This window comes from Bifidobacterium breve DSM 20213 = JCM 1192, from assembly GCF_001025175.1.
GTDB classification, from domain to species: domain Bacteria; phylum Actinomycetota; class Actinomycetes; order Actinomycetales; family Bifidobacteriaceae; genus Bifidobacterium; species Bifidobacterium breve.
This window is the reverse complement of sequence record NZ_AP012324.1, coordinates 2,043,294-2,068,286: the sequence shown is the minus strand read 5'-3', so window position 1 is coordinate 2,068,286 and position 24,993 is coordinate 2,043,294. Positions and strand designations below refer to the sequence as shown.

The 24,993-nt window shown below is 58.8% G+C and carries 19 protein-coding genes and 1 pseudogene; 7 read left to right on the top strand and 13 right to left on the bottom strand.

Annotated features, from left to right (window positions below; genetic code table 11):
• Nucleotides 1-14: 14 nt before the first annotated feature.
• Nucleotides 15-2,039, top strand: coding sequence for a glycogen debranching N-terminal domain-containing protein (locus BBBR_RS09075; RefSeq protein ID WP_003829697.1), 2,025 nt, complete (start codon nt 15-17; stop codon nt 2,037-2,039).
• A gap of 853 nt (nt 2,040-2,892) precedes the next feature.
• Here the strand turns inward: BBBR_RS09075 and BBBR_RS09070 are convergent.
• The 3 genes from BBBR_RS09070 to BBBR_RS09060 form a co-directional block, all read right to left on the bottom strand.
• Nucleotides 2,893-3,714 carry a hypothetical protein gene (locus BBBR_RS09070; protein WP_015439270.1) on the bottom strand — a complete coding sequence of 274 codons (822 nt, stop codon included), beginning with the start codon at nt 3,712-3,714 and terminating at the stop codon, nt 2,893-2,895.
• Entirely contained in the window at nt 3,704-5,119 is a 1,416-nt protein-coding gene (locus BBBR_RS09065) for an NUDIX hydrolase (RefSeq protein WP_032738288.1), read from the bottom strand. Before BBBR_RS09065 ends, BBBR_RS09070 begins: the two co-directional genes overlap by 11 nt.
• Before the next feature lie 154 nt (nt 5,120-5,273).
• A complete protein-coding gene (locus BBBR_RS09060; protein ID WP_003829706.1) occupies nt 5,274-7,511 on the bottom strand; it encodes an RNA degradosome polyphosphate kinase in 2,238 nt (745 codons plus the stop codon).
• Nucleotides 7,512-8,042: 531 nt separating this feature from the next.
• On the opposite strand from BBBR_RS09060, the gene BBBR_RS09055 reads away from it, so the two are divergent.
• Nucleotides 8,043-9,386 (top strand): metallophosphoesterase, encoded by a 1,344-nt coding sequence (locus tag BBBR_RS09055; RefSeq protein WP_003829713.1) that lies wholly within the window; start codon nt 8,043-8,045, stop codon nt 9,384-9,386.
• Nucleotides 9,387-9,519: 133 nt separating this feature from the next.
• Here the strand turns inward: BBBR_RS09055 and BBBR_RS09050 are convergent, their stop codons facing one another.
• The gene (locus tag BBBR_RS09050; protein WP_003829715.1) at nt 9,520-10,329 is read right to left on the bottom strand and encodes an IclR family transcriptional regulator; all 810 of its coding nucleotides are present in this window, start codon (nt 10,327-10,329) and stop codon (nt 9,520-9,522) included.
• A 195-nt stretch (nt 10,330-10,524) separates the two neighbouring features.
• On the opposite strand from BBBR_RS09050, the gene leuC reads away from it, so the two are divergent.
• Together leuC and leuD are read left to right on the top strand one after the other, a co-directional pair.
• The gene (leuC, locus tag BBBR_RS09045; RefSeq protein WP_003829717.1) at nt 10,525-11,928 is read left to right on the top strand and encodes a 3-isopropylmalate dehydratase large subunit; all 1,404 of its coding nucleotides are present in this window, start codon (nt 10,525-10,527) and stop codon (nt 11,926-11,928) included.
• Nucleotides 11,929-12,075: 147 nt separating this feature from the next.
• A complete protein-coding gene (gene leuD, locus BBBR_RS09040; protein ID WP_003829718.1) occupies nt 12,076-12,765 on the top strand; it encodes a 3-isopropylmalate dehydratase small subunit in 690 nt (229 codons plus the stop codon).
• A gap of 58 nt (nt 12,766-12,823) precedes the next feature.
• Here leuD and BBBR_RS09035 read toward each other — a convergent pair whose 3' ends face one another.
• The gene (locus tag BBBR_RS09035; RefSeq protein WP_003829719.1) at nt 12,824-13,138 is read right to left on the bottom strand and encodes a hypothetical protein; all 315 of its coding nucleotides are present in this window, start codon (nt 13,136-13,138) and stop codon (nt 12,824-12,826) included.
• A 294-nt stretch (nt 13,139-13,432) separates the two neighbouring features.
• On the opposite strand from BBBR_RS09035, the gene BBBR_RS10495 reads away from it, so the two are divergent.
• Both BBBR_RS10495 and BBBR_RS09025 read left to right on the top strand, forming a co-directional pair.
• Complete coding sequence (locus tag BBBR_RS10495) at nt 13,433-13,930, top strand: DUF805 domain-containing protein (protein ID WP_003829722.1); 498 nt, start codon at nt 13,433-13,435, stop codon at nt 13,928-13,930.
• 513 nt (nt 13,931-14,443) lie between these two features.
• Nucleotides 14,444-15,421, top strand: a pseudogene (locus BBBR_RS09025) (diguanylate cyclase); the annotation flags it as partial.
• Between the two features lie 121 nt (nt 15,422-15,542).
• Here the strand turns inward: BBBR_RS09025 and BBBR_RS09020 are convergent.
• From BBBR_RS09020 to BBBR_RS08995, 6 genes are all read right to left on the bottom strand, one after another.
• The gene (locus tag BBBR_RS09020) at nt 15,543-16,292 is read right to left on the bottom strand and encodes an amino acid ABC transporter ATP-binding protein (protein ID WP_003829726.1); all 750 of its coding nucleotides are present in this window, start codon (nt 16,290-16,292) and stop codon (nt 15,543-15,545) included.
• 54 nt (nt 16,293-16,346) lie between these two features.
• Nucleotides 16,347-16,901 carry an L-2-amino-thiazoline-4-carboxylic acid hydrolase gene (locus BBBR_RS09015; protein ID WP_003829727.1) on the bottom strand — a complete coding sequence of 185 codons (555 nt, stop codon included), beginning with the start codon at nt 16,899-16,901 and terminating at the stop codon, nt 16,347-16,349.
• 89 nt (nt 16,902-16,990) lie between these two features.
• Nucleotides 16,991-17,779 (bottom strand): amino acid ABC transporter permease, encoded by a 789-nt coding sequence (locus BBBR_RS09010; RefSeq protein ID WP_003829728.1) that lies wholly within the window; start codon nt 17,777-17,779, stop codon nt 16,991-16,993.
• 4 nt (nt 17,780-17,783) lie between these two features.
• Nucleotides 17,784-18,473 (bottom strand): amino acid ABC transporter permease, encoded by a 690-nt coding sequence (locus BBBR_RS09005; RefSeq protein ID WP_003829729.1) that lies wholly within the window; start codon nt 18,471-18,473, stop codon nt 17,784-17,786.
• 51 nt (nt 18,474-18,524) lie between these two features.
• Complete coding sequence (locus BBBR_RS09000; RefSeq protein WP_003829730.1) at nt 18,525-19,376, bottom strand: transporter substrate-binding domain-containing protein; 852 nt, start codon at nt 19,374-19,376, stop codon at nt 18,525-18,527.
• Nucleotides 19,377-19,815: 439 nt separating this feature from the next.
• On the bottom strand, nt 19,816-21,162 hold the full coding sequence (locus BBBR_RS08995; RefSeq protein ID WP_014484337.1) for an NAD(P)/FAD-dependent oxidoreductase: 1,347 nt from the start codon (nt 21,160-21,162) through the stop codon (nt 19,816-19,818).
• Nucleotides 21,163-21,455: 293 nt separating this feature from the next.
• Here BBBR_RS08995 and murA point away from each other — a divergent pair, with 293 nt between their 5' ends.
• Nucleotides 21,456-22,781, top strand: a complete 1,326-nt coding sequence (gene murA, locus BBBR_RS08990; protein WP_003829734.1) for a UDP-N-acetylglucosamine 1-carboxyvinyltransferase — start codon at nt 21,456-21,458, stop codon at nt 22,779-22,781.
• 48 nt (nt 22,782-22,829) lie between these two features.
• Here murA and BBBR_RS08985 read toward each other — a convergent pair whose 3' ends face one another.
• The gene (locus BBBR_RS08985) at nt 22,830-24,098 is read right to left on the bottom strand and encodes an MFS transporter (RefSeq protein WP_003829736.1); all 1,269 of its coding nucleotides are present in this window, start codon (nt 24,096-24,098) and stop codon (nt 22,830-22,832) included.
• Nucleotides 24,095-24,802 (bottom strand): TetR/AcrR family transcriptional regulator, encoded by a 708-nt coding sequence (locus BBBR_RS08980; RefSeq protein WP_003829738.1) that lies wholly within the window; start codon nt 24,800-24,802, stop codon nt 24,095-24,097. The genes BBBR_RS08985 and BBBR_RS08980 overlap by 4 nt, the downstream gene beginning before the upstream one ends.
• Nucleotides 24,803-24,993: the final 191 nt, after the last annotated feature.

Below are 24,993 nucleotides of genomic sequence, written 5' to 3'. Positions count from 1 at the left end.
TCAACGGAGAACATATGAACAGCACTGAGCGTATCCGACAGCCATGGATGCACGACATGAAGCCTCTTGTTGTGGCGCCTGCCCAACTGTGGGAAACCGCAGACGGCACTGTGGACGCATCGCAGCAGCACGCGGGGGCGGCCAATATCGCCGGATTTTATGTGGGAGATACTCGTATCATCTCACGCATCATTCCGGTTGTGAACGGTGAGGCACCCACAGCGATCGCATGGAACTCTCCCCAAAAAGGAGTGGGTGTGTCTTCCATGGTGGCCCGCAATGTTGATGGCCCGACGGTGGATCCCTCGGTTCGTATCACGGAGAATCGCACTCTGGAACCGGATGCCCTGCATGAGCGATATGTGTTGCGTAGCGTGATGACTGATCCGGTGACGCTTGATTTCTCAGTGAAATTGCGCTTTGACATGGCTTCGATGCAGGAGATCAAAGGTGGTGCGTCATCCTCTGCCGCAGCTAACGGCGAGGTTATTCTCTCCCGAGTGCCCGGTGATGCATGTTCCGCAGAGGTGGCGTACGGCGAGCTGCGTGCCACGGTAACCGCGGAGCCGCAGGATGGTAGTGGGGTGCCGTCAATCATCCTTGATGGTCTTGATTGCGTGATCTCCTGGCAGGTTACGATTCCTGCTCGCGCGGAGACTTCAGTCGGTCTGCATATTGCGGTGAGCTCGCCGCGCAATGCCGTTATCGCGGCGAATGCCGATTGCCCGTGGGCCGATGTTCAGGTGGAGGCCGCCGATAATCGTGTCTCCAATTGGGTGAATACCTCTTTGAGGGATCTCGATGGTTTGCGGATGTCGATTCCGGCTTTGCCGGACGATGAGTTTTTGGCGGCCGGTGCACCGTGGTTCTTCACCCTGTTCGGTCGTGATTCCCTATGGGCTGCACGTTTCATGTTGCCGCTGACGACTCGTACCGCGATGGGCGCACTGCGTACTCTGGCGCACTTCCAAGCTACTGAATCCGATATTCAGACCAATGCTGATCCCGGCAAAATCATGCATGAACTGCGTGCTGAGCCGTTGGTGCAGACCGGTGCATTTAATGACGGCACCAGCTTGCCTCCGCTGTACTACGGCACAATCGATGCCACCGAGCTGTGGATTATTCTGCTTGCTGAGGCCTTGCGCTGGGGTGCGCCTGAGCAGGAGATTGAGGCGTTGCTGCCGAACCTTGAGGCCGCACTTGCCTGGCTGCGTGATTGGGGCGATTGCGATGGTGATGGATTCTTGGAATACATCGATCGCACTGGCCACGGTCTGAGCAATCAGGGCTGGAAGGACTCGGGAGACTCCGTGCGCTGGAATGATGGGCGCATTGCTGACGGCCCAATCGCCTTGTGCGAGGTGCAGGGATATGCCTATCAGGCGGCCATACTCGGCGCGGATGTGCTGGAGAAATTCGGGCGTCCTGGAGCTGAGGATTGGCGCGCATGGGCCAAGCGGCTGAAGACCCGGTTTAACGAGGTTTTCTGGGTTGATGACGGCAATGGCCGCTATCCGGCGATTGCGCTGGATCGAGACGAGAAGCCGGTTGATTCCTTGACCAGCAATATTGGGCATCTGCTTGGCACGGGCATTCTTGATGAACAGGGTGTGCGCGATGTGGTGGCCCGTTTGATTGGCGATGACATGCTCAGCGGCTATGGCGTGCGTACCATGAGCACACTGGCTGGTGGGTACTGGCCTGAGAGCTATCATTGCGGATCGGTGTGGGCCCATGACAGTGCCATCGTGATGAATGGTCTTCGTGCAGAAGGTTATGAGGCGGAGGCACTGCGCGTGGCTGATGGACTGGTTCGCGCTGCCGATGCTTTCGACTACCAGATTCCGGAATTGTACTCAGGTGATTCGGGGGAGAACAGTCCCTCTCCGTATCCTGCGGCTTGCCATCCGCAGGCGTGGTCGGCGGCCTCTTCCGTATCGGTGCTGTCGTTGTTGCTTGGGCTGGAGCCCTGTTCTACGGAGCCGACTCCATCTGAGTCTCCTTTGGCTCGAGGATTGCGGCTGAATCGGAACTGAAATGGAGCATTATTCGGCGGGATTGGGGTTATGCCGTTGCGCGCCGACCTTAGCGGGGCGAACCGTTGACTCGGTCGTGGTTTTGCCCCGCTGAGACGGGCTCAGTGGGGTGGTCTTTCGGTTTAATCGCCGTTTTGCCCCGCTTAGTGGTTGTTAGTGTGGCAATCCGTCGGTTAACTCGCAATTTTGCTTCACTGAGTCGAACTCAGTGTGGCAATACTTCGGTTTAATCGCAGTTTTACCTCGCTTAGATTGCTTAGCGGAGCGATTTCATGGTTAACTCGTGGTTTTACGTCGCTGAGACGTGCTCAGCGGGGTGTTTCTGCGATTGAATCGCAGTGCTGTCCCGTTTTGGTTGCTCAGCGGGGTGGCTCTTGGGTTTAATCGCGGTTTTGCCCCGCTGATGGCGCAAAGAATGATGGGGATGCTGTTGCAATTGCATGAAGGAGTGTCCCGAGTGATGGAAAGAAGAAAAGCGCCGAACCGCGAAAGCGCCTGTCGGCGCAAGGGCCGCTCGCGGCGGCAAAAAATGGAGCCCGGGGCTTAAGCACGGTCCGACGCGGATATTCAGTATAGTTTGCGATGAGCCGTGGCGCGCCGGGGAAGGCCGATGTCAGCTGATGGTTGATGTTGAAGTGATGGATTGGGTCTCTCCCTCAGTCACGTGCATCGCCCGTGACTGCTCCCCCATCAGAGGGGGCTTCGTTGCAAAGCAATGCCGCCCCCTCTGATGGACACCTCGTCCTGCAATCAGAGCCTTCGGCCAATCCATTAGCTCGACTATCATTCTCGCCCGGCAACGCATCCTGCATTTCCCCTGCGGCTCGGCCCATCAGGGGAGATAAACAAGCTATTACTCCAGCCGTCCGCGGCGCCAGAGGTTAGCACCGTGCTGGAAGTCCTTGGTGGTGGAGAGCAGGCTGGCGGAGGTGTGCATGAGGCGTGCTGCCTTGGTGCGTGCGGTCTTCTCGTCAGCGGGTGAAGCAATGCCGCCATTAGCCGTTGCTCGCTCGACCATGCGCCGTGTCTCCACGCGCAAGCCCAATGCCACCACGTCGGTAAACGCGGCCGCACGCTCCAGCGCCACGGCGAAATCGCCCACAAACGCGCCGGAGAGAATCGAATCAGCCAGTCGCACGATGTCGTCTTCGGTGGGGGCCTGATCCACGCCGGCGATGGCGGACGCGGTGGTGGCCACCGGTTCACCCACGCGCCATAGGTGGGCAATCGAGTCGCGGTTCGTTCGCATCCATGTGCGCAGCATGTACAGCCGCCACAGCACACCGGGCAACGAATCGGGTTCGGCGTCACTCCATAGTTCGGCGATTTCATCCACGCCGACGGTCTCCACCAGCGTTAGCACGCGATGCACGACTTCCGGGTCCTCATTATGCCGCACGCGATCCAGCAGTGCTGCGGCAGACAGATGACTCATCTCGCTCAACGCTTGCGGATCCAATCCGCCAGCCAGGCCATCGGCTACGGCTGGGTCGAGCTGAGCAGGGCGGGCTGGACGGCCGGAGCCCATGCGAGCCGGGCCAAACGCTGCGCCCGCCGCGCGCAAAGAACCAAAACCGGGGCCCAGGCTGCCGGCGGTACCATTATGCGCGGCGTGGGCGGCTGCGGCGGCAGCCGAGGAATTGGAGGAATCGGGGAATGCGGGCCTAGTAGACAAGCGGTTGCACTTTCTGAATATCGATAATGGTTACGTCGGCGCAAAGCGGCTGATTAGCACTGTCCGAGTGATTAGGCGAGCTGCTGTGGCCAGCCGAATTGGCCTGTTCGGCAGAAGCCGAAACTTCAGCGCCAAGACTGGCAGCGTTGTTGCCGTCACCAGTCTTGCCCGTGGCATTTGAGCTGCCCGGTATCACGAACAACGCCACCGCCGTACCGGTCGGCATGAACGGTGTCTTGGCGATCAGGCGTTTGCTCAAAGCCGTCGAAGCGCACATCTTGCGCAGATGTTCAAACATACCGCCAATCACCGGCCGGTGCATACATATCGCTGTGGGCTGACGACGCTCCAGCGCAAAATCAATCTCACTGAGCAGACATTCCCATGCGACATCGGGGTCGGCGGCAAAGGCGTCTTCGGTGAGCGGGTCGAGATGAACCATGTCGCGCCCGGTCTGCCAGGCGAACATTTCCAGCGTCTCCTGGCAGCGCACCCACGGCGAGGTGGCCAGGCGGGTCGGATTGAAACAGGCGAGCTCACGGTTCAGCGCATACGCGGCAGACGCACCTTTCGGCGTAATCGGTCGGTTGGCGTCCGAACCTTTCCACAGCTTGCGGGCCTCGGCCTTGCCGTGGCGCACAATAATCACCGGCACGGCATCCAGCGCACCCTCCTGCACCCGGTCAACGAACAGCGCGAGGATGTCCTTATCGGTGGAATGGCTGAGTTTCTTGCGTGCCTCAGCCGGGGTGAGCCAAACAACCTCATCGATTTCGCCGATATCCGCCCGATGCACCGGGCCAAACGCGTGAGTGCGGCGCAGGTTGTCAATCGCACTGATTGGCGTGGCCATCCAGAACTGGACGTGCTTAGTGTCCACCGTGCGATCCTTGGTATGGCGCCGTTTGCTGCCTTCCTCGGACAGTGGATATTCGATATCGCCAAGATAGGGGCCAAGCTGCACAGGCAGGCCGGATTCCTCGCCGATTTCGCGAACCGCAGCATGACGGTGAGATTCGTTCGGATCGACTTTGCCTTTCGGCCAGCTCCAGTCGTCGTACTTTGGGCGATGCACCACGCAGAGTTCGATGTGATTGAGCACATTGTCGGCGGAAGCTGGGTCGTTCGCATCCTTGGCTGAAGAGCCGGCCGAATCGACGTGCGTCGCTTGTCCGATTGTGCCGGTCAGGGGAGCGTCGGCCCCTGTTGAGGAGGGGGCTGCGTCTGATGCGCCGGAGGATGACGCAGCATCGTCTGCCGTATTCGTGGCATGCGCGGCGTTCGTGATGATCGTGCCATCGGTGGCGATGTTGGCATTCGCTGACGGAGACGATGCCTGCTCGGGCTCTACGTTGTCTTTCCATCGGTAGAGGATGCCACCGGCGGCCTCCACGATTCGTCTCATGCTGTTCGTACCCATCCCTTGTATTGTAGGGCAATCGACTGCCGCTACGTAGTTTTGTTCTCTGAACGACGATGCCCGGCAACCTCATACAAGAGGAGCCGGGCATCATTAACCACCCTCAGTCAGCTTTCGCCAACGGGAGCATCGAGTGGAATCAGTTATGCGAGCTAGGGCGGCGCTGGTGCTTGCGAATCAGGTATTCCTGACTATCGACCAGCGGACGACCCTCGTCGTCCTTGGTGTGTAGCACATACGTGCCGTCAGGCTGCATATGCCAGCTCATGGTGGAATCAGCCATCTGCAGGTCCACGTAGCGAATGAGCTCGTCAATCTGCTCAGGAGCGGTGATACGCACCAGAGCCTCAACGCGCCGGTCAAGGTTGCGGTGCATGAGGTCGGCCGAGCCAATGTAGACCTCAGGGCCGGAAGCCGGGCCTTCGCCGATCTGCGGGCCGTCCGCATTGCAGAAAGCGTAGATGCGGGAGTGCTCCAGGAAGCGGCCAAGAATCGAACGCACGCGAATATTCTCGGACAGGCCGGGAACGCCGGGCTTCAGGGCGCAGATGCCGCGCTCTACGATGTCGATCTTCACACCGGCCTGCGAGGCACGGTACAAGGCGTCGATGGTCTTTTCATCCACGATGGAGTTGACCTTGATCTTGATCCACGCTTCCTTACCGGCGCGTGCGGCGTCCTCCTCGCGGCGGATGCGCTGAATCAGGCCGGTGCGCACGGTACGCGGGGCCACCAGCAGACGGTGGAAGCTGGACTTCGGCGCGTAACCGGAGAGCTGGTTGAACAGTCGGGTCAGATCCTGGCCGACCACCGGATCGCAGGTCAGCAGACCCAGATCGGTGTAGAGTCGCGCGGTCTTCGGGTTGTAGTTGCCGGTGCCCACGTGGCAGTAGCGGCGCAGACCGTCGGCTTCCTGACGCACGACCTCGATGAGCTTGCAGTGGGTCTTGAGACCCACGATGCCGTACACCACGTGCACGCCGGCGCGCTCGAGCTTGCGAGCCCAGGCGATGTTGGCGTCCTCGTCGAAGCGGGCCTTGATCTCCACCAGAGCCAGCACCTGCTTGCCCGCGTGCGCGGCGTCAATCAGGGCGTCGATGATCGGCGAGTTGGAGCTGGTGCGGTACAGGGTCTGCTTGATGGCCAGCACCTTCGGATCCGCGGCGGCCTGCGCAAGGAAGGCCTGCACGGAGGTGGAGAAGGAGTCATAGGGGTGATGCAGCAGGATGTCGCGCTCGCGGATGGCCGCGAAGATGTCCTGCGCACGGGAGGACTCGACCTCGGCGATTTGGCGGTTCGTGGTCGGCACGAACGGGCGGTTCTTCAGGTCGGGGCGATCCACGCCGCCGAGTTCGAAGAGCACTGTGAGGTCCAGCGGGCTGGGCAGACGGTACACCTCGTCCTGGCTCACACCGAGCTGGTCCGCGAGCAGCTGGGAAAGGAACGGGCTGGTGGTGTCTGTGATTTCCAGACGAATCGGCGGTCCGAAGCGGCGACGCAGCAGCTCCTTCTCCATGGCGTTGAGGAGGTTCTCGGCATCGTCCTCTTCCACGTCGATGTCTTCGTTACGGGTCACGCGGAAGGATCGGGCTTCCTTGATGATCATGCCGGGGAACAGGGATTCCAGATGTGCGGCGATGAGCTTTTCCATGGCGATGAAGCCATAGCGCTCGTCCTTGGATTCCTCGTCGGTCATGTCGTCCACGGGCACCAGTCGCGGCAGGTTGCCCGGGATCTTGACGCGGGCGAAGTGCGATTTGCCGGATGCCGGGTTCTCCACGATCACGGCGAGGTTGATGGAACCGCCGGAAATGTAGGGGAACGGGTGGGCCGGGTCCACGGCGAGCGGTGTCAGGACCGGGAACACCTGCTGGCGGTAGTAGCGCGAGAGTCGCTCCTGCTCGGCGGAGGTGAGCTTGTCCCACGTGAGCAGCACGATGTGCTCTTTTTCCAGCTCGGGCAGAATCGTGTCAATCGCGTAATGTGCGTGCTCATTCTGCAGACGATGCGCGGTTTCGCTGATGGCGCGCAGCTGCTGGCGCGGGCTCAGGCCGGCTGCGGACGGCACGGCGATGCCCGAGTCGATACGGCGCTTCAGGCCGGCGACGCGCACCATGAAGAACTCGTCAAGGTTCGAGGCGAAGATCGCGGCGAAGTTGGCGCGCTCGAGCAGGGGCATGTCTTCGTTCTCCGCGCATTCGAGCACGCGTTGGTTGAACTTCAGCCAGCTGAGCTCGCGGTCGAAGAAGCGGTCCTTGGGCAGCGGTGTCTCGCCTTCCTGGTCGACGCGGCGGTCGTTGTTGTCGTTCTCGGCAATATGCTCTGCGATCTGACTGCGCAGGATTGCCTTCGAGGGTGCGTCAAATATCTGTGCCATAACTTACATCGTAAGCTCTGGAGTGGCCGGAAAGCTACTGAACTCGCCAAAATTCAGCGGGTGTTCACGTTGGTTTGCGGGGAGTCGGTGGGGAGCTCCTGTCGGATGTTCGTTTATGTGAATGAGTCATGTTCAATTGAACATGTGGTAGTGGGGTTGGTGGCCGTTGCGACACGCCGTAAACTGCAGCGAACAGAACACAATCAAACATCGGGCGGGTTTGAAACGAACGTTTTGATTCGTTTTTCCGGATTTTCTTAGTTCAATTGAACACTTGTGATAAAAACAGCACAACTGCCGTCTTCAACTTGCAGGAAGCGGCAGGCGTGAATAAATTATGAGGTACAAGAACAACTGAACAGAGCAGAGCCCACAAATAGTGTATGGTCACGAGGACTGTTACGTTGGACGGGCATTGGAAAGACTTACCGTTGCAACGATGATGTTGTGCAGAGATTCTGCTCCAGTAGTTGGACTTGTAGAAAAGGCCCGCTCCGGCGGGCCTTTTCGTTTGTGTGTACAGTGGAGGTCATGACGGAAACACAGCGTGCGCCAGAGGGCTTGCTCTCCAAGCCCAGAATCAAGCCGGCCGAGGTGGGGGACCATCGCCCGGTTTCCATTTCCGCGCGTTTGGGGCGTCTGCAATTCCATCATTCCGGTAAGTTTCGCGTGCTGCAGATTGCCGATATCCAAGACGGTGCCAAGGTATCCAAAGATACGGTGTCTCTGATCGAAGCCAGTCTTGATGCCACTCGCCCCGATATAGTGATTTTTTCCGGCAACCAGATTGCCGGCTATGATCCGGCTTTTGCCAAGAGCTTCCGCAAACGCCGTTGGTGCGAAGAGGCGATTCCTGAGTCTGCATTGAGCCACACGCGCGAATTGGTGCGCAAGGCCATCGGCCAATTCACCGCTCCCTTGGCAACGCGGGGCATCCCGTGGGCGGTGACCTATGGCAACCATGATTTCCAGTGCGGTCTGAGCGATGCCGAGCTTGATGAGATCTACCGAGAGTTCCCCGGATGCATCAATCCGCCGAACGATGCGCTGGCCAAGCAGACCATATATATGTGTCGCGAAGACGGCTCGCCTGAGACGCTCAATGGCGAAGACGCTGATGGGTCGGCTGATGCCTCGGCGAGTGGTTCCGCCGCGATGTACCCGTCTGCTGCTCCCGGCACCTTCGCATTGCCGGTGATGGATGTGGACTGCACGCGCAACGTACTTGGCTTGGTGCTGGTAAACTCCGGTGATTATGCGCATGGAGGCGGCTTCGGCTCACCTTCGCCAGAGACCTTGGCTTTCCTCAAGGCCTTGCCTGAGCGCATCGGGGCCAAATCAATGGTGTTCCAGCACATGCCGCTGCCGGAGTATTATCAGGTGCTCAGACCGGTGGCTGCCAACGCGGCTTTCGCCATGCAGGGCTATCGCGAGCACGCGGATACCTACTATGTATTGGACGAGGATCGCACCCAAGCCGGCGGGTATCTGGGGGAGGGCATCTCCTGCCCGGATGAGTCGGACGAGTTTGAGGCGCTGCGCGAGGGGTATATCGGTGTGGCGGCGGGCCATGACCATCGCAACGGATTCGTAGGTGAATATGAGGGGCTGCTATTGATGGCCACGCCTACCTGTGGTTTCAATACATACGGACCGGCGCCGGCCAAGCGTGCCACACGGCTGATTGAATTCGATATTCGCCATCCCTATGATCCGCGCACGCAATTGCTGGAATTCGGCGAATTGGTGGGTAAACCCAGTTCCAAACGCGCCTACACGTATGCAGTGAACCAGGCCGCTCCGGGCGAGGGCGAGGGTGATGATTTGCTGCGTAAGCCGTCGCTGTGGAGCCAGCTGTCCGGCCTGTTTAGGTAGCGCATAGCAAAACTGCCCCCGCTGGCGGGGCTGTCGACGGAGTCAACTGGGGGTGGTTTGAGCGGTGATGCTGACCACTCCCAGTCCGGCCATGCCGGACAGCCCCCGCCGGCGGGGGCAATGTATGTGATGACTAGCGAACTGCTTTGACCAGAGCCTCGGTGAGGTACTTGCCGGCAGCCATGACCAGCGGCGCGTAACGGCGGCCGGGGGCGGCACCCATGCGGCCGGTCGGGCCAGAAATCGAAATCGCGGCGATGACCTGGCCGGAAGCGTTGCGAATCGGCGCGGAAATCGAGCACACGCCCTCTTCGCGTTCGTTCACGGACTCAGACCAACCGCGCTTGCGCACTGCGGCCAGCTTGGTGGCGGTGAACTTGGCGTGGCGCAGTCCCTGGTGCAGGCGGTCAGAATCCTCCCAGGCCAGCAGAATCTGAGCGGCGGAGCCTGCTTCCATCGAAAGCATGGCGCCCACGGGGATGGAGTCACGCAAGCCGGAAGCGCGCTCGATGGCGGCGATGCAGACACGCTGGTCGCCCTGGCGGCGGTAGATTTGCGCGGATTCGCCGGTGCGGTCGAGCAGGGTCTGCAGAATCGGGCCAGCGGCAGTGAGCAATCGATCCTCGCCGGCGGCGGCGGCCAGTTCGGCAAAACGGGAGCCGAGCACAAAGCGGCCGTGCTGATCACGCAGCACAAAACGATGGCGCTCCAGGGCGATCGCCAGACGGTGAGCGGTCGGTCGCGCTAGTCCAGTGGCGGCCACGAGTTGGCCGAGCGTAGACGGGCCGGATTCAAGCGCATCAAGAATCTTTACGGTTTTATCAAGAACGCCGACGCCGGAATGGATTTCCCCGCCATCCTTTGCGACAGTCTCGTTGGTGGTCTCGGCTGGCTCAGAGTTGGTCAGACCGTTGTTCAGTGGTTCTTCTTGGGAATCAGTCATAATACGTGCGATTATGCCATCTCACATAGTGAAATACCAAATCGGGGAAGCGTCTCACAGGGTGGCCATGGGGGAATTGGGGGCGTATCTCAATATCCGGCCTGCTTGTGGCCGGGCCAAACGTCACCACATAGGCTAATACCACGAACAAGGCGCGAACACAATACCTCGCGCGGGATTTTTGGAGGAAACGCTATGGGAACGACACTGGCCGAGAAGGTCTGGGCCGATCATCTGGTGCGCAGGGGCAGCGACGGTGCGCCCGACCTGCTGTACATCGACCTGATGCTTATGCATGAGGTCACCAGCCCGCAGGCATTTGAGGGTCTGCGTCTGGCTGGTCGCAAGCCGCGTCACGTGGATCAGCTCATCGCCACCGAAGATCACAACACTCCTACTGTTGACATCGATCGTCCGAATCCGGATGAAACGAGCGCTCTGCAGCTGAGCACTTTGGAGAAGAACTGCAAGGAATTCGGTGTGCGACTGCACCCGTTGGGTGACGCCGATCAGGGCATAGTCCATGCATTCGCGCCGATTCTGGGCCTGACCCAGCCGGGCATGACCATCGTGTGCGGTGACTCGCACACTTCGACGCACGGTGCATTCGGTGCACTGGCATTCGGCATCGGTACTTCCGAGGTCGAGCACGTCATGGCCACGCAGACGCTGTCTCTGAAGCCGTTCAAGACCATGGCCGTCAACGTCAACGGCAAGCTGCCTGCGGATGCTACCGCCAAGGACATCATTCTGGCGATTATCGCCAAGATCGGCACCGGCGGCGGCCAGGGCCACGTCATCGAATACCGTGGCGAAGCGATTCGCAACCTGACCATGGATGAGCGCATGACCGTATGCAATATGTCCATTGAGGCCGGTGCGCGAGCCGGCATGATTGCGCCCGATGAGACCACATTCGAGTACCTGAAGGGCCGTCCGCATGCGCCGGAAGGTGAGATGTGGGATCGTGCGGTCGAGTATTGGAAGACGTTGAAGACCGATGACGATGCCATGTTCGACAAGGTAGTGGATATCGACGCCACCAAGCTCGGCCCGTTCGTGACTTGGGGCACCAACCCCGGTCAGGGTCTGCCGATCACCGCCTCCGTACCGGAACCGGACAAGATCGCCGACGCCACCAAGCGTGCCGCCGCCGAACGCGCGATTACGTACATGGGTCTGAAGCCGGGCATGCCGATCAAGGACATCGCCGTGGACACGGTGTTCATCGGTTCGTGCACCAATGGTCGTATCGATGATCTGCGTCAGGCCGCTGCGATTATGAAGGGACATCACAAGGCGGAGAACATTCACCGCGTGCTCGTGGTGCCGGCCTCCTCCCGCGTGCGTCTGCAGGCGGAAAAGGAAGGGCTTGACAAGGTGTTCAAGGACTTCGGTGCGGAATGGCGTAACGCCGGCTGCTCGATGTGCCTGGGCATGAACCCGGACAAGCTGGTGCCGAACGAACGCTCGATTTCCACTTCGAACCGTAACTTCGAAGGCCGCCAGGGCAAGGGGTCGCGTACGCATCTGGCGTCGCCTGCCGTGGCCGCAGCGACTGCTATTCGCGGCACGATTTCGTCCCCCGCCGATTTGTAAATACTGCACACTGGCTCCCGCTGGCAGGGACTGTCAGTCGAAGACTGACTGAGGGTGGTCTTGAGACGCTGTATGCCGGCGACCACCCCTAGTCAGCAAAGCTGACAGCCCCCGCCAGTGGGGGCAAGAACTGAAAGCTTGATATCCATGGAAAAACTCACCACCCTGACCGGCGTGGGCGTGCCGCTGCGCCGCTCCAACGTCGATACCGACCAGATCATTCCCGCCGTGTTTCTGAAGCGCGTGACCAAGTCCGGCTTCGACGACGCCCTGTTCTACGCATGGCGCCGCGACCCGAACTTCGTGCTCAACAAGCCGGAGTACGCCGGCAAGGGCCAGATTCTGGTAGCCGGCCCCGAATTCGGCATTGGCTCCTCCCGCGAGCACGCCGTGTGGGCGCTGCACGATTACGGCTTCCGCGTGGTCATCGCCCCCAGCTTCGCCGACATCTTCTACGGCAACACCGCCAAGAACGGTGTGCTGGCCGCGATTATGCCGCAGGAGTCCGTTGAACTCTTGTGGAAGCTGCTGGAGGAGGAGCCTGGCCGCGAGATGACCGTGTCTTTGGAGACCCGCACTGTCACTTGCGGCGATGTGACCCTGCCGTTCGAGGTCAACGACTACGTGCGTTGGCGCTTGATGAACGGTTACGACGATATCGACCTGACGCTCCAGCATGAGGACGACATCGCCGCCTATGAAAAGATGCGCGCCGAAAAGTTCCCTTTCAAGCCCAAGACCATCCCCGCCAAGCACTGGCCCGAAGAAAAAATCGAGTCCGCCCGCGAGCCTGAAGATAATTGGACGGGCCCGTTGGCCGACCGCGGCATTATCTAACTCTCTCCATCGCATAAACAAGGTCTCACTGGCTGCTCACCAGTGAGACCTTTGAAATTCATACTTCGGTCGGACCGTCCGCCCAATGGCTCAGGATATCGGCGTCTGCGCGGTGTAGGAAGAGAAAGCGGAGGGTGTCGAGACCGTTGGTGACGAACAGGGGCATGGTGATGCGTTCGATGCCGTGCGGCTCACGCCACAGGGTGGTCGAGCGGGTGACCGACTGTACCTGGGTGCGGCGGGTGATGAGTACGAACTGTGCCAGTCCGTTGGCTCCCGTGACGGTGATGCGGTGGGGAAGCGGCGCGATATAAACGTTAGCGGCTGCGTTCGTCTCAGATGCGTACGTTTCGGAGCTGTCTTGTGCCTCCAAAGCAGTTGTTGTATCGGAGGCCGGCGTCGGCTTTGGCTTGTAGGTTGCTCAAGTGCGGATTCCTGTTGCGTGGATGCGTCAGGGCACTGGAGATTGATTGTTTCACGAGATGTTCCACGCAGTGTTTCACGAGATGTTTCACGACACCGCTCCAGCTGCAAGGTACCGGGTACCGCGTCCAGCCGGATGTCCGTGTCCGCACCAGCCGCTGAAACGGTGAGCTGCACTACGCCGAATGGTTGCAGATATAACGGCGAAGTGCTGTTGATGGCATGGATTGCGCCGTAACTAATCGTGCGATTCTTCCGCAAGACGTTCATCTTTCACGGCCGTGCCTCATGCGGTGAATACTGGTGGGTGCATTTGTTCACGATACTGTTGACGGCTGCAGTCGGCATCATCTCCGGCGGCATCGGCTCATTGATGGGCTATTCGTTCGGCAACGGCTCGGATATCATCGATTCGCCCCTGAGCAATCTCATGGACAATGCCGCGATTGTTGTTGAGCTGGTGCTGTGGATTCCGAATCTTTCGTTATCAGTTCGCCGCGTGCATGATGAGAACCGGCGCGGCTGGGGTTGCAGCTTGTCTGGCCGCGGCTCTGCTGCCTCTGCAAGGTTGGTGGATTACTGGTGGCACTGCGTTGGTAACGGTGTTTTTGGCAGTCGGTTACGTGTTTACCAAACGCGTCGCGGTCGCTGTACCACTGGCTTATTCCGTGCTGGATGCTCTCGGATTCGCGATGCCGCAATCAGCATCGGTGGGTGGCAGCATTATTCGGGGTGCGATTGACGCGCTGAACGATATAACCAAGGACGACGCGATCGGCTCCAGCGCTGCAGCTCCGGTTGAGATCACACTGCCGCAGTACTCGCTGATTGTGTTTGCGGCAACGCTGGTGCTGAACCTGTTGATGCTTGGGTCCCTGGTGGCGTTTGGCTCGGCGGCCCACACGTCGACAGCTATGGTGAGCCCAATCAGCTCGGCCGTATCAGCCAGTACGGTGGTGGGCGCATGCAACCGTTGTGGTTTGCGGTGTTCATTGTGCTGGGTATAGGCGTGCAGGGGTAAGCGCGCTATTTGTGCGTGTGATGGCCGGGCGTGGCTTATCGTTGAACTATGAGTGATTTTGAGCCGTTTTACGATGTGAAGCATAGCTATGAAGATAACTATGAGCAAGGGCCGTTTGGGGCGTTCGCCGAGGCGCTGAAGGCGACCCCCTCAGTCACCTCCGGTGACAGCTCCCCCTATGAGGGGGAGCTAGAAAAAAAGACGTCAGATGGTGTAGTGGGGGAGCCAGGATCCGCTGCCTTCCTTGGCCAGCCGGTGAACTTGCCGTTTGGCATTCCGGCGGGGCCGCTGCTCAACAGCCGGTTCACTACGGCCGCGTTCCGCATGGGCTTCGATCTGGCTACCTACAAAACCGTGCGCTCGCGGGCATGGGGCTGCAATCCGTTCCCGAACGTGCTCGCCGTGCATCCCAAGTCGGCGGACGGCTCGCTGACCCCGGGCAGCGCAGAACTGGACGAGGGCGTACTCGCCGACACCGACTATGAGCAGCCGATCTCCATCTCCAACAGCTTCGGTGTACCCTCGCAAAGCCCGGACGTCTGGCAGCCGGATATGCGCGCGGCCATCGCCGCCGCCGGTCTCGGCCAAGTGCTGGTGCCAAGTTTCCAAGGCTCGCGCGTGGAAGGCATGAGCGAGGAAGAATACATCGCCGACCACGCCACCACCGCCCGGCTGATCAAGGAAACCGGTGCAAAGCTCATGGTAATGAACACCAGCTGCCCCAACGAAGGCCACAATCGACTGCTGTGCCATAATCCGCTGCTTGTAGGGCGCATCACCGAAGCCGTGAAGCAGGAGATCGGCGATATTCCGCTGATGGTCAAGCTCGCCTACATCCCCAGCGATGATGACCTGGAACTCATGGTGCGCTCCACCGTGGGCCACGGTACCGTGCAGGGCTTCAGCACCATCAACACGATTTCCGCCAAACTGGTCGACGCGGACGGCAATCAGGCTTTGCCCGGCGCGGGCCGCGACCGTTCAGGCGTGTGTGGCAACGCGATTCGCGGCGCCGGACTCGACATGGTGGCTCGTCTGGCCGCGATCCGCGAGAAGCTCGGTCTTGATTTCGAGATCAACGGTGTAGGCGGCGTGGTTTCGCCCGCCGATTATCAGGCATACAGAAACGCCGGTGCGGACTCGGTGATGTCCGCCACCGGCGCGATGTGGGATGCCGAACTGGCCCGCAAGATTAAGTCCAGTATCAAATAACGGCAAGGCGTTACGGTCTGCTGAACACGTGAAAACGGGTGTGGCCTGTATGCGCATGGCATTGTTCGTAATGCATGTACACGTACAGGCCACACCCATTTTCACGTTGGCCGGACGCCGATTACTTATCGTTGATGCGACTCAGGAATGCCTTGGTGCGTTCGTGGGTCGGGTGGTCGATAACCTCTTCGGCAGTGCCCTCTTCCACGATGACGCCTTGGTTCACAAAAATCACCTTGTCGGCAACCTTACGCGCAAAACGAATCTCGTGCGTCACAATCACCATAGTGATGCCCAGCTTGGCCACTGTGCCAATCGCTTCTAGCACATCGCCCACCAATTCCGGATCAAGCGCGGAAGTCGGTTCATCGAACAGGATCGCGGTCGGGTTCAAAGCCAGTGCTCGTGCGATGGAAACACGCTGCTGCTGACCACCGGAAAGCTGAATGGGGTAATAGTCGGCGAAATCAGACAAGCCGACCAATTCCAGTTGTTTGCGGGCGATTTCGTCAGCCTCGGCCGTGGACTTCTTCTTTACCGTGCGTAGACCTTGCGTGATGTTCTGCAACGCGGTCTTGTTCTTGAACAGGTTGTAGTCCTGGAACACCATGGCGGTTTGACGGCGAAGTGCCAGTGCATCGGCATGTTTGATTTTCTTGCCGCAATCAACACTGACTCCACCGATGGTAATGACACCCGAATCCGGGGTCTCCAGTAGGTTCATGCTGCGTAGCAAGGTGGTCTTGCCTGACCCGCTGGGGCCAATAATGGCGGTTACCTCACCTTTGGCAGCATGCAAGGAAATGCCTTTCAGGATTTCCTTGTCGCCGAAGGATTTATGTAGGTCTTCGACGCTGATGGCGTATTCCATGACGTTCCTTTTTGATCCTATGTATTAGCGCCTAATTACGGGATTGCGCCACGCTTAGGCAGCCTTCTTGGTCTTGATAAAGCCTTGGCCGTCTTTGGCCAGTTCGTGGTCCTTGCGGCGAACGAAGCGCAAGGTGCACACGGGGTCGCCCTTGGCGATTGTGCCTTCAAGCGTGAAATCCAGGCAGGAGAATTCCTGTGCAAAAGCATGGTCTCCGGCCATGGCAACGTCGCACAAACGGGCAATCTGCTCAGGATTCTTGCCCTGCTTTACCCATTCGGTGACGTACGGGCAGTAGTGGAAATGAATCTCCAGCTCGTCGTCGTTGTCGACCACACGCTTCATCTCATAGATCTGCTCGTTGTGATCGCGGCCGAAATCATCTGCGAACTGGCGGAAGGTCGGATGCTCGCCAAGTTGCTGGGCGAATTCCTTACCGTTGTCGGCACCGTACGTCCATACGGCGTCATAGGCGAACTGATCGTCCAGGCCGTGCTTGGCGGCCTCGTCAATCATGTTGCTGATGGTTGCGGCGCGACGAGCGGAAATGTCGCGAAGGCCGTCCACCACCGGGTTGACGATGCTCGGAACATTGTTTTCGAATGCCATGAGATTTCCTTCCCTAGGATGTGGAACTGCTTGAACTACTTGTACTGCTGGAAATTATTGTTCGATGCGATGCTACTGCGTGTATGTCATCAGGCGATGACAGATACCTTTCTGCGCAACTTGGATTTCGCCTGCTTGCTTAAGAAGAAGAACGAGAACTGTTGCATGGCATCATCTTCCTTGATATTGAATTTGCCGAGTCTGGCGTACAGCAGGTTCAGCAACCATTCGGCAACCACGCATACCACCCAGTAGAGCAGTGCGGCAACCAAGTACGCTTCAAGGAAATCGTAATTCTGGCTGGCGCTGATTTTCGCCGTGCCCAACAGCTCGGCAACGCCGACCAGAGAGGCAACGCTGGTGCCCTTGAGCAGCCATATAAAGTAATTGCCCATATCGGGGATAGACACCACAACTACCTGCGGCAGCAGAATATGCCAGATGATTTCTCGACGGCGCATGCCGCATGCCTTGCCCGCTTCAATCTGCCCGTGGTCAATGGCACGAACCGAGGAAACCACTACGTCGGTAATGTATGCGCCGAAGTTCAATCCCAGTGCCAGTACCGCGGCCGGGAAATACGGCGGGTTGCGCGGGTCGAAATGATAGCCGAGGAATCCGTCGAGACCTTTGGCCACGATGGGCACCGCGTAGTAGCAGAACAGCAGCTGAATGACCAGCGGCACGCCCTTGATAAACGTATTGATGACGATGACCAGTTGCTTGAGTACGGGGATGCGTACCAGAATAAAGGCGCCGCAGGCGACGGCGAACAGCAACGCCACAAGCATCGACCATAAGGTAAGTGTGATAGTAGCGGGCAGTGCGCGCAGCAGGACCGGAATATCCTGCCCCATGAATTCGTAATCCAAAGTCATAGTCTCACGCCTTCCCGTAACGCTGGTAGTGCTTTGCAGCCAGATTGAATAGCAACTCGAGAATCGCAACCAGTACGAAATAGATAACTGCGGCGACGCCGAGCACCCACAGCCTGCCTACGCCGGAATTCAAGCCAATCATGCGATCCGCATAGCCCATGACTTCAATTGCGCCGATAGTGTAGGCCAGTGAGGCACCTTTCAGGACATCAATGGAAAGATTCTTCAAATTGAGTACAGCATTCTGCAGCGTTCCCGGCACAATGACATGGAAGAAGCATTGCAGACGGCTGAAACCAATGCTGTAGCCAGCTTCGATCTGGCGGTAATCCATAGCGAGATATCCGCCACGATACGCTTCAGCCACAAAGCATGACAGGTTCAGTGTGGTGGCGATGATGTAGAACGTACCTGCCGACCAATCATTGATATCAATGCCAATGATGAGGAGCAGTCGAGGAAGGCCATACAGAATCAGAAACAGCTGTACCAGCTGGGGAGTGCCTCGGAAAAAGGACACGAACAGCGATACCAGCCAGTACACGACGCCAGTGCCACGAAGCCGTGCTTGGCAGATGAACACTGCCAAAATCGCGGCAATGATGCTGGGCGCCAGCGTGTACACCAACGTCATCGGAACGTATTGAAGCATGCCTGGCAATACATTCACTATGATTTGCAATCCGGAATCCATATGGCCCCTCGTATAGTTATTCAGCGAATCTCAAGCGAAATACAACTGAGATCAGCCGTTGTCGGCAATGCCGAGCTTCTCGGCAAGGGCGAAGTTATCCTGCTTGAACCACTTCTTGGTCAGACCGGCCAAGGTGCCGTCCTTGGTGAGGGTCTCGATGGACTTGTTCACCTGCTGCTGCGCGTCCTGGTTCTTCTTGTTGAGCAGGAAGACGGTGTCGCGGCCGTCGACGGCATCAGTGACCTTCATCGGGTATCCGAGGCTGTCCTTGACGCCATCGAACTGGTCCTTGGACAGGTAAACGGCGTCATATGTACCGTCGTGCACCTGCTGGATCATGTCGGTGAAGGTCGGCTGGGTGGAGGAAGCCTCCATCTTGATCTTGACGTTCGGGTGCTTCTTCTGCCAATCGCGGAAAGCAACGTAACGGCCATCGGTGGACTCGATCGGCGCCACGGACTTGCCGTTGAGGTCTTCCATGGTCTTGATTTTGCTGTTCGGGTTCACAATGAGGTTCAGGAAGTAGTAGTTGTACGGCTTGGTGACCAGGTAGTCCTTCTCACGAGCCGGCGTGCGGAAGAAGGTGCCGCTGACCAGATCGTACTTGCCTTCCTTGAGGCCAATAAGTGCATTCTGGTATTCAAGAGTCGAGTACTCGAGCTTGATGTTCTTGTTCTGATCGTCGATTTTCTTCAGAACTTCGTATTCAAAGCCTGCGGGGCTACCGTCTTTTTCGGCGTATGCATACGGTTTGTTCGGCACGACCAGTGCGACTTTCAGTGTTTTTTCACCGCTATCAGCGGCTTGCGCGGAACCGCAGGCGGCCAAACCGGTCAGAGTGCTCAGCGCGACGACGGCCGCAAGAGCTTTTACCGCCGTCTTTTTCAGTGAGTATGAGTTCATTTGGAGGTGGCCCCTCTCTATCTAACCATGTTCTCCAGTGTTACGTGTCAGTGCAGGACCTCACCGTATGCAAAGTGCGGTGGTATCTATTGCAGCAACGGGCAATAGTGTATAGCGGTGAAACGCTGGAAAGGAGCCGTTTATCACTATTGCTTATAGAGATTATTGATAACGATGTCTCAACGTCAATGAAACCAAGGGATACTGATACGCAAAAAATGGCGAAAGTTCCATGATAGTCGAGTTGTAATTGGAAATCAATACCTAATGTGCATAACAGGTAGTTATGTTGCATATTTGACTGAAACGGTGGACGGGAGCTGCGGCAAGAGAACGAACGTCCGTAAGTATGCGGCTCGACGAGACCCTCGCATACTTACGGACGCTTTCGCTGCCGACAGCTCACGTATCGTGCAGGATGCAGGCAGATCGATGGATTTTACTCAGCCGCCGCCTTCATGGCCACGGCGCCGACGTAGTAGACCGGCTTGTCGAAGTTGGGCTGGAATAGGAAGTCCACATTGGCAAGCTGGTCGATGGTGAAGCCGGCCTGAATGGCCATAGAAATCACGTTCGCCGCGCCGGAAATGTCGGCCTTGGAGCAGAACTGGCCACCCTTGACCTTACGAGTCTCAGGATCCCAGGTCAGGATTGATGTGACCGGTGTGGTGGTGAGCATGAAGTCCGGGCGGTAATCCTCGGTGAGCGAGGTTTCGTGGACCGTGAGCCCGCGGCGTTCGGCGCCCGCACGGGTCAGGCCGGAGGCGGCGAGCGAGAGATCATACAATTGCACGGCGGACGTGGCCTGCGTACCCAGGTATTTCACGGTCGGCGCCTCAATGTTGCGGCCGACTAGCAGGCCCTGGCGCACCGCGTTGGTGGCCAGCGGAATGTAATCGTGCTGGCCGGTCGGGTTGTAGAACACGGTGGCGGAGTCACCGGCGGCATACACGTCCGGCACGGAAGCCTGCATGTAGTCGTCCACCACGATCGCGCCGTTCGGCAGCATGTCCACCTTGCCCTTGAGCAGGCCGGTGTTCGGCAGGAAGCCGACCGCCAGGATTGCCATCTCGGCAGTGTATTCGCCCTTTTCGGTGACCACGGTGACCGTATTGTCGTCGTTGTCGTGGAATTCCACCACTTTCTGGCCGAGCGCGAGCGTTACGCCGTGCTCTTCGAACGCCGCCGCCACCTGATCGGTGATGGTCTTGTCGAAATTATTGGCTAGCGGGCGGTCGAGCCCGTCCACCAGCGTGGTCTTGACGCCGGTGACGCTGAACTGCTCGGCGATCTCCGCGCCGATGTAGCCCGAACCGATGACCACCGCGGACTTGGCGGTCTTGGCCTTCTCCTTGATGGCGATGGCGTGATCCCAGTTCTTGCACAACAGTACGTGCGGGCTATCGATGCCGGGAATCGGCGGGATTACGGGGCGGGAGCCGGTGGTTACGACCAGTTTGTCGAAAGCGAGGGTTTGCTCGGTCGCCGCGTCGCCGTCTTCCAGTGAGCGGTAGGTGAGAGTCTTGGCGTCAAGATCCACGTCGGTCACATCGGTGCGCATGTGCATGGTCGCACCGGCTTCGGCCAAGGCAGCGGGAGATGAGTAGAACATCTTCTTCGGGTCGGACACGTGGTCGCCCACCCACAGGGCGATGCCGCAGGAAAGGAAGGAGAGCGTGCCGTTGCGCTCGAAAACGTGAACGGTCCAATCGGGGTGTTCGGCGAGAATTGAGGTGGCGGCGAATGTGCCGGCGTGTGTGCAGCCAATAACGGCGACGGTGGTCATGAATGCTCCTTTGCTTGTGGCCATGGCGTCAGGTGCCATTGCCCTGAATCGTAGCGTAGAAGCATGAGGAACACCGTGGGCTCAGCTGTGAGGAAGGTCACGTTTATCGGAAAACGGAAGATTTCGTCCTGCAGTCGAAAGGGGGTATTAGAAGGGGGTACAAAAGGGGGTATGAAAGAGTCGGTTATGCCAAGCCGGAGTTCGGCTTCAGGCGCATTTCACGGAGTCAGCACATGGGTTATGGCAAACTGGACGATAGCGTTTTTTGAATTGCTTGTATATAGGAGAGTGGCGTGGCTGAGAATCCGGATGACGTGCTGCATGTCGAGGGCGGTAAGCCGCTGAATGGCACGATCAAGGTGCGTGGCGCAAAGAACTTCGTGAGCAAGGCCATGGTCGCCGCACTGCTGGCGCCGGGCAAGTCGGTGCTGAAGAATGTGCCGGAGATTCGCGATGTGCATGTGGTCTCCGATTTGCTGCGACTGCACGGCGTGGATGTGGACGTGAACGGCGAGAAGGGCATCGTGACCATCGACGCCAGCCATGTACAGCTGGCCGACGTGGCCGACGTGGATACGCTGTCCGGCTCCTCCCGCATTCCGATTCTGTTCTCTGGCCCGCTGGTGCACCGTCTGGGTGAGGCGTTCATCCCGGCCCTCGGCGGCTGCGCAATCGGCGGCCGTCCTATTGACTTCCACTTGGAGACCCTGCGCAAGCTCGGCGCCACCGTGGATAAGGAACATAAGGACGGCATTCACATCACTGCGCCGAATGGTCTGCATGGTGCGAAGATTCACCTGCCGTACCCGTCTGTAGGTGCCACTGAGCAGACTTTGCTGGCCGCTGTGCTCGCGGAAGGCAAGACTGAGCTCTCTGGTGCCGCCACTGAGCCGGAAATTATGGACTTGGTCTGCGTGCTGCAGAAGATGGGCGCCATCATTTCCGTGGATGTGGATCGCACGTTCCGTATTGAAGGTGTCAAGGAGCTGCAAGGCTACACGCACACTTCGCTGACCGATCGTATTGAAGCTGCCTCTTGGGCGTCTGCGGCGCTTGCCACGCGCGGCGACATCTTCGTCAAGGGTGCCACCCAGCCGGAGATGATTACCTTCCTCAACGTGTTCCGCAAGGTGGGCGGCAAATTTGAGGTGACCGATAAGGGCATTCGTTTCTGGCATCCGGGCGGTGACTTGAAGCCCGTGGCCATCGAAACCGACGTGCACCCCGGCTTTATGACCGATTGGCAGCAGCCGCTCGTGGTGGCTTTGACTCAGGCGAATGGTCTGTCGATTGTGCACGAGACCGTGTACGAGAACCGTTTCGGCTTCACCAAGCCACTGGTCGAGATGGGTGCCACCATTCAGCTCTATCGCGAATGCCTGGGCTCCCTGCCCTGCCGTTTCCAGCAGCGTAACTACAAGCATTCCGCTGTGATTTTCGGTCCGACCCCGCTGACCGGCCGCGATATTGACGTGCCGGATCTGCGCGGTGGCTTCTCGCATCTGATTGCTGCGCTGGCTGCATCCGGTCCGTCCGATGTGCATGGCATCTCGTTGATTGACCGTGGCTATGCCGACTTCCGTGGCAAGCTCGAGGCGCTCGGCGCCGACTTCGACTGATCTTCCTGGCTTCTCTCATTGAGAGAAGCCAGGACTGTATTGAGCCGTTTAGTCCTCGAATTGTTTGGACAGCGGCACGAGCATCGCCGTGATTATTCCGAACAATACGGTGGAGATGAACAACACTGCTGCTACCGGCATCCGGTCATAGGCCCATCCGTACACCATCTGGCCGAGCGGCTGGGCGCACATGCTCACAGCCGTGGCCATGGACATCACTTTGCCGGTCATCGCTTCAGGAGTATTGAGTTGGATGGTGGGCACGGCGATGAGGTTAGTGAAACAGCTGGCAATCATTGTGCCACAAGTGAAGATGATGAGTATCATGAGCTTGGTCCATGCGCCGACCGGCAGCAGGAATACTATGCCCTGTGGAACCATGGCTAACGCGAGTGCGGCCATCAATCCTGGCAACCAGCGCATGGTGAGTTTTGCGGCGAACAGGCCGGCGATGAAGGCGCCTGCTACTCCGGAAACGCCAATCAGACCGTCGGCGATGCCATACACGGTGGCATTGAAGCCCAGCACGGTGCGAATCGTGTAGGGGAAACCGACGCCGGAGTATCCGATGAGAACGAAGTTCAGTGCGGCTGAGAACAACAACAGTTTGAACACGTTGGGACGGTCTTTCACAAGGAATCGTATGCCGGCTTTGAGGTCTTCGATTGGTGTCGGTAGTTCTTCGTCTCCGCGGTCAGGTGCGCTGAGACGGATAAAGCATTCGAGCGCGGCCGCGCCGGCAAAGCTCACGATGGTGATGATCATCATGAGGCGAATGCCGAACATGGCATATAGCACGCCGCCGAGGAAGCTTGGCAGCAGGGAGCTCAACTGCTGAACCTGATTGATCACGGCCATGCCTTGGCGCATAGTGGCAGGGCCGTACTGCCGGAACATCTGGGGGAGCGCGGCCTGTACGGTCGGCGTCTCGAACGCGCCGAGTACGGCGAGCAGCACCTGCATGGTGGCGATGGCCGCGATATTGAAGCCCGCGGTGGCGAAAACGATGGCGCTCGCCAGCACGAGCGTGGCGGAGATGGCGTCGAGTGCCACCATGATCGTGCGGCGGTTGACGCGGTCGGCCAGCACACCGCCGAACGGGGAGAGCAGGATGGTGGGCACGATGGATACGGCCAGAATCGAGGCGAAGATGGTGGCCGAGCCGGTTTCGTCCAGCACCCACATCGACATGGCGAAACGCAGCATCATATTGCCGAACAGCGAAATACCCTGGCCGGCGACCAACAGCACGAAGTCGCGGGAACGCGGCGGGCGCTGGGGGCTGTTGTCGTTCTTGCGTTGTATTGCTGTGTTCATTGTGAGCCTTTCCTTGGCTCCCCTCTCTGAGGGGAGCTGTCGCCGCAGGCGGCTGAGGGGAGTCTGTCGAACGTCATCATGCCTTTGGCGGTCATTTCGATAAGTTCGTCGTCGAAAATCGGCACGCCAATCGCGCTGAGCATGGCTGCCAGACACCGTACGCGGTGCTCCATCTCGGACAAACTCGCCGGATAGAAATACGGCATCAGCCAGTAGTTGGGCAGGAGCGAGAGCAGCTCGGCGGCCTCTCGCGGATATGCGGTGGGGATGGAGCCGTCCTTGACGCCCTCTTCAATCAGCGGCAGGAACCGTTCGGGCAGGTGCTTGCTCCAGATCCGCATGTTTGCGGCGAACGAAACCGGGTCGCTCAGCATGGGCATGGCGGCGCGCATGATCTGCACATGGTCCTGTGCGGTTATCGAATAGTGCCACAATATGCGGAACTTTTCGAGAGCGGTGAGGTCGCTGCGGCCCATCACCGATTCGTTGAAGTCGTCCTGCACGTCGTTGTCCCGGTTGATGAGCTCTTCGAGGATGTCTTCCTTGGATTTGAAATGATGGTAGATCGCGCCTTTGGAAAGGTCGCCGAGTTCGTCCACGATGTTCTGGATGGAGGTGTGCTCGTAGCCTTTGGTTATGAACAGCTGTTGCGCGGCGTCGAGAATGCGATTGCGCGTCACCTCGGGGTGCGCGTTACGTGCCATGCTGGCCTCCCTGCGGTATGCGGTATGCGGCGTTGCCGATCACTATAGATACCGACTGACGGTATGTATAGCGGTTCCGGCGAGCCCCCAACGTTTTCGGGGGATTGCTGGTGGCCGATTTTCGCTTGGTATGTTTCGGAACATTGCGGGGGCGATCTATAGGCATACCGGACCGCAAGTGTCGCCGTTCT

What these genes read in the sequence shown, in the direction of transcription:
- BBBR_RS09075 (WP_003829697.1), top strand. Translation starts at nt 15, where the DNA reads ATGAACAGCACTGAGCGTATCCGACAGCCATGGATGCACGACATGAAG.
- BBBR_RS09065 (WP_032738288.1), bottom strand. Translation starts at nt 5,119, where the DNA reads ATGAGACGAATCGTGGAGGCCGCCGGTGGCATCCTCTACCGATGGAAA.
- BBBR_RS09060 (WP_003829706.1), bottom strand. Translation starts at nt 7,511, where the DNA reads ATGGCACAGATATTTGACGCACCCTCGAAGGCAATCCTGCGCAGTCAG.
- BBBR_RS09055 (WP_003829713.1), top strand. Translation starts at nt 8,043, where the DNA reads ATGACGGAAACACAGCGTGCGCCAGAGGGCTTGCTCTCCAAGCCCAGA.
- BBBR_RS09050 (WP_003829715.1), bottom strand. Translation starts at nt 10,329, where the DNA reads ATGACTGATTCCCAAGAAGAACCACTGAACAACGGTCTGACCAACTCT.
- leuC (WP_003829717.1), top strand. Translation starts at nt 10,525, where the DNA reads ATGGGAACGACACTGGCCGAGAAGGTCTGGGCCGATCATCTGGTGCGC.
- leuD (WP_003829718.1), top strand. Translation starts at nt 12,076, where the DNA reads ATGGAAAAACTCACCACCCTGACCGGCGTGGGCGTGCCGCTGCGCCGC.
- BBBR_RS09020 (WP_003829726.1), bottom strand. Translation starts at nt 16,292, where the DNA reads ATGGAATACGCCATCAGCGTCGAAGACCTACATAAATCCTTCGGCGAC.
- BBBR_RS09015 (WP_003829727.1), bottom strand. Translation starts at nt 16,901, where the DNA reads ATGGCATTCGAAAACAATGTTCCGAGCATCGTCAACCCGGTGGTGGAC.
- BBBR_RS09010 (WP_003829728.1), bottom strand. Translation starts at nt 17,779, where the DNA reads ATGACTTTGGATTACGAATTCATGGGGCAGGATATTCCGGTCCTGCTG.
- BBBR_RS09005 (WP_003829729.1), bottom strand. Translation starts at nt 18,473, where the DNA reads ATGGATTCCGGATTGCAAATCATAGTGAATGTATTGCCAGGCATGCTT.
- BBBR_RS09000 (WP_003829730.1), bottom strand. Translation starts at nt 19,376, where the DNA reads ATGAACTCATACTCACTGAAAAAGACGGCGGTAAAAGCTCTTGCGGCC.
- BBBR_RS08995 (WP_014484337.1), bottom strand. Translation starts at nt 21,162, where the DNA reads ATGACCACCGTCGCCGTTATTGGCTGCACACACGCCGGCACATTCGCC.
- BBBR_RS08985 (WP_003829736.1), bottom strand. Translation starts at nt 24,098, where the DNA reads ATGAACACAGCAATACAACGCAAGAACGACAACAGCCCCCAGCGCCCG.
- BBBR_RS08980 (WP_003829738.1), bottom strand. Translation starts at nt 24,802, where the DNA reads ATGGCACGTAACGCGCACCCCGAGGTGACGCGCAATCGCATTCTCGAC.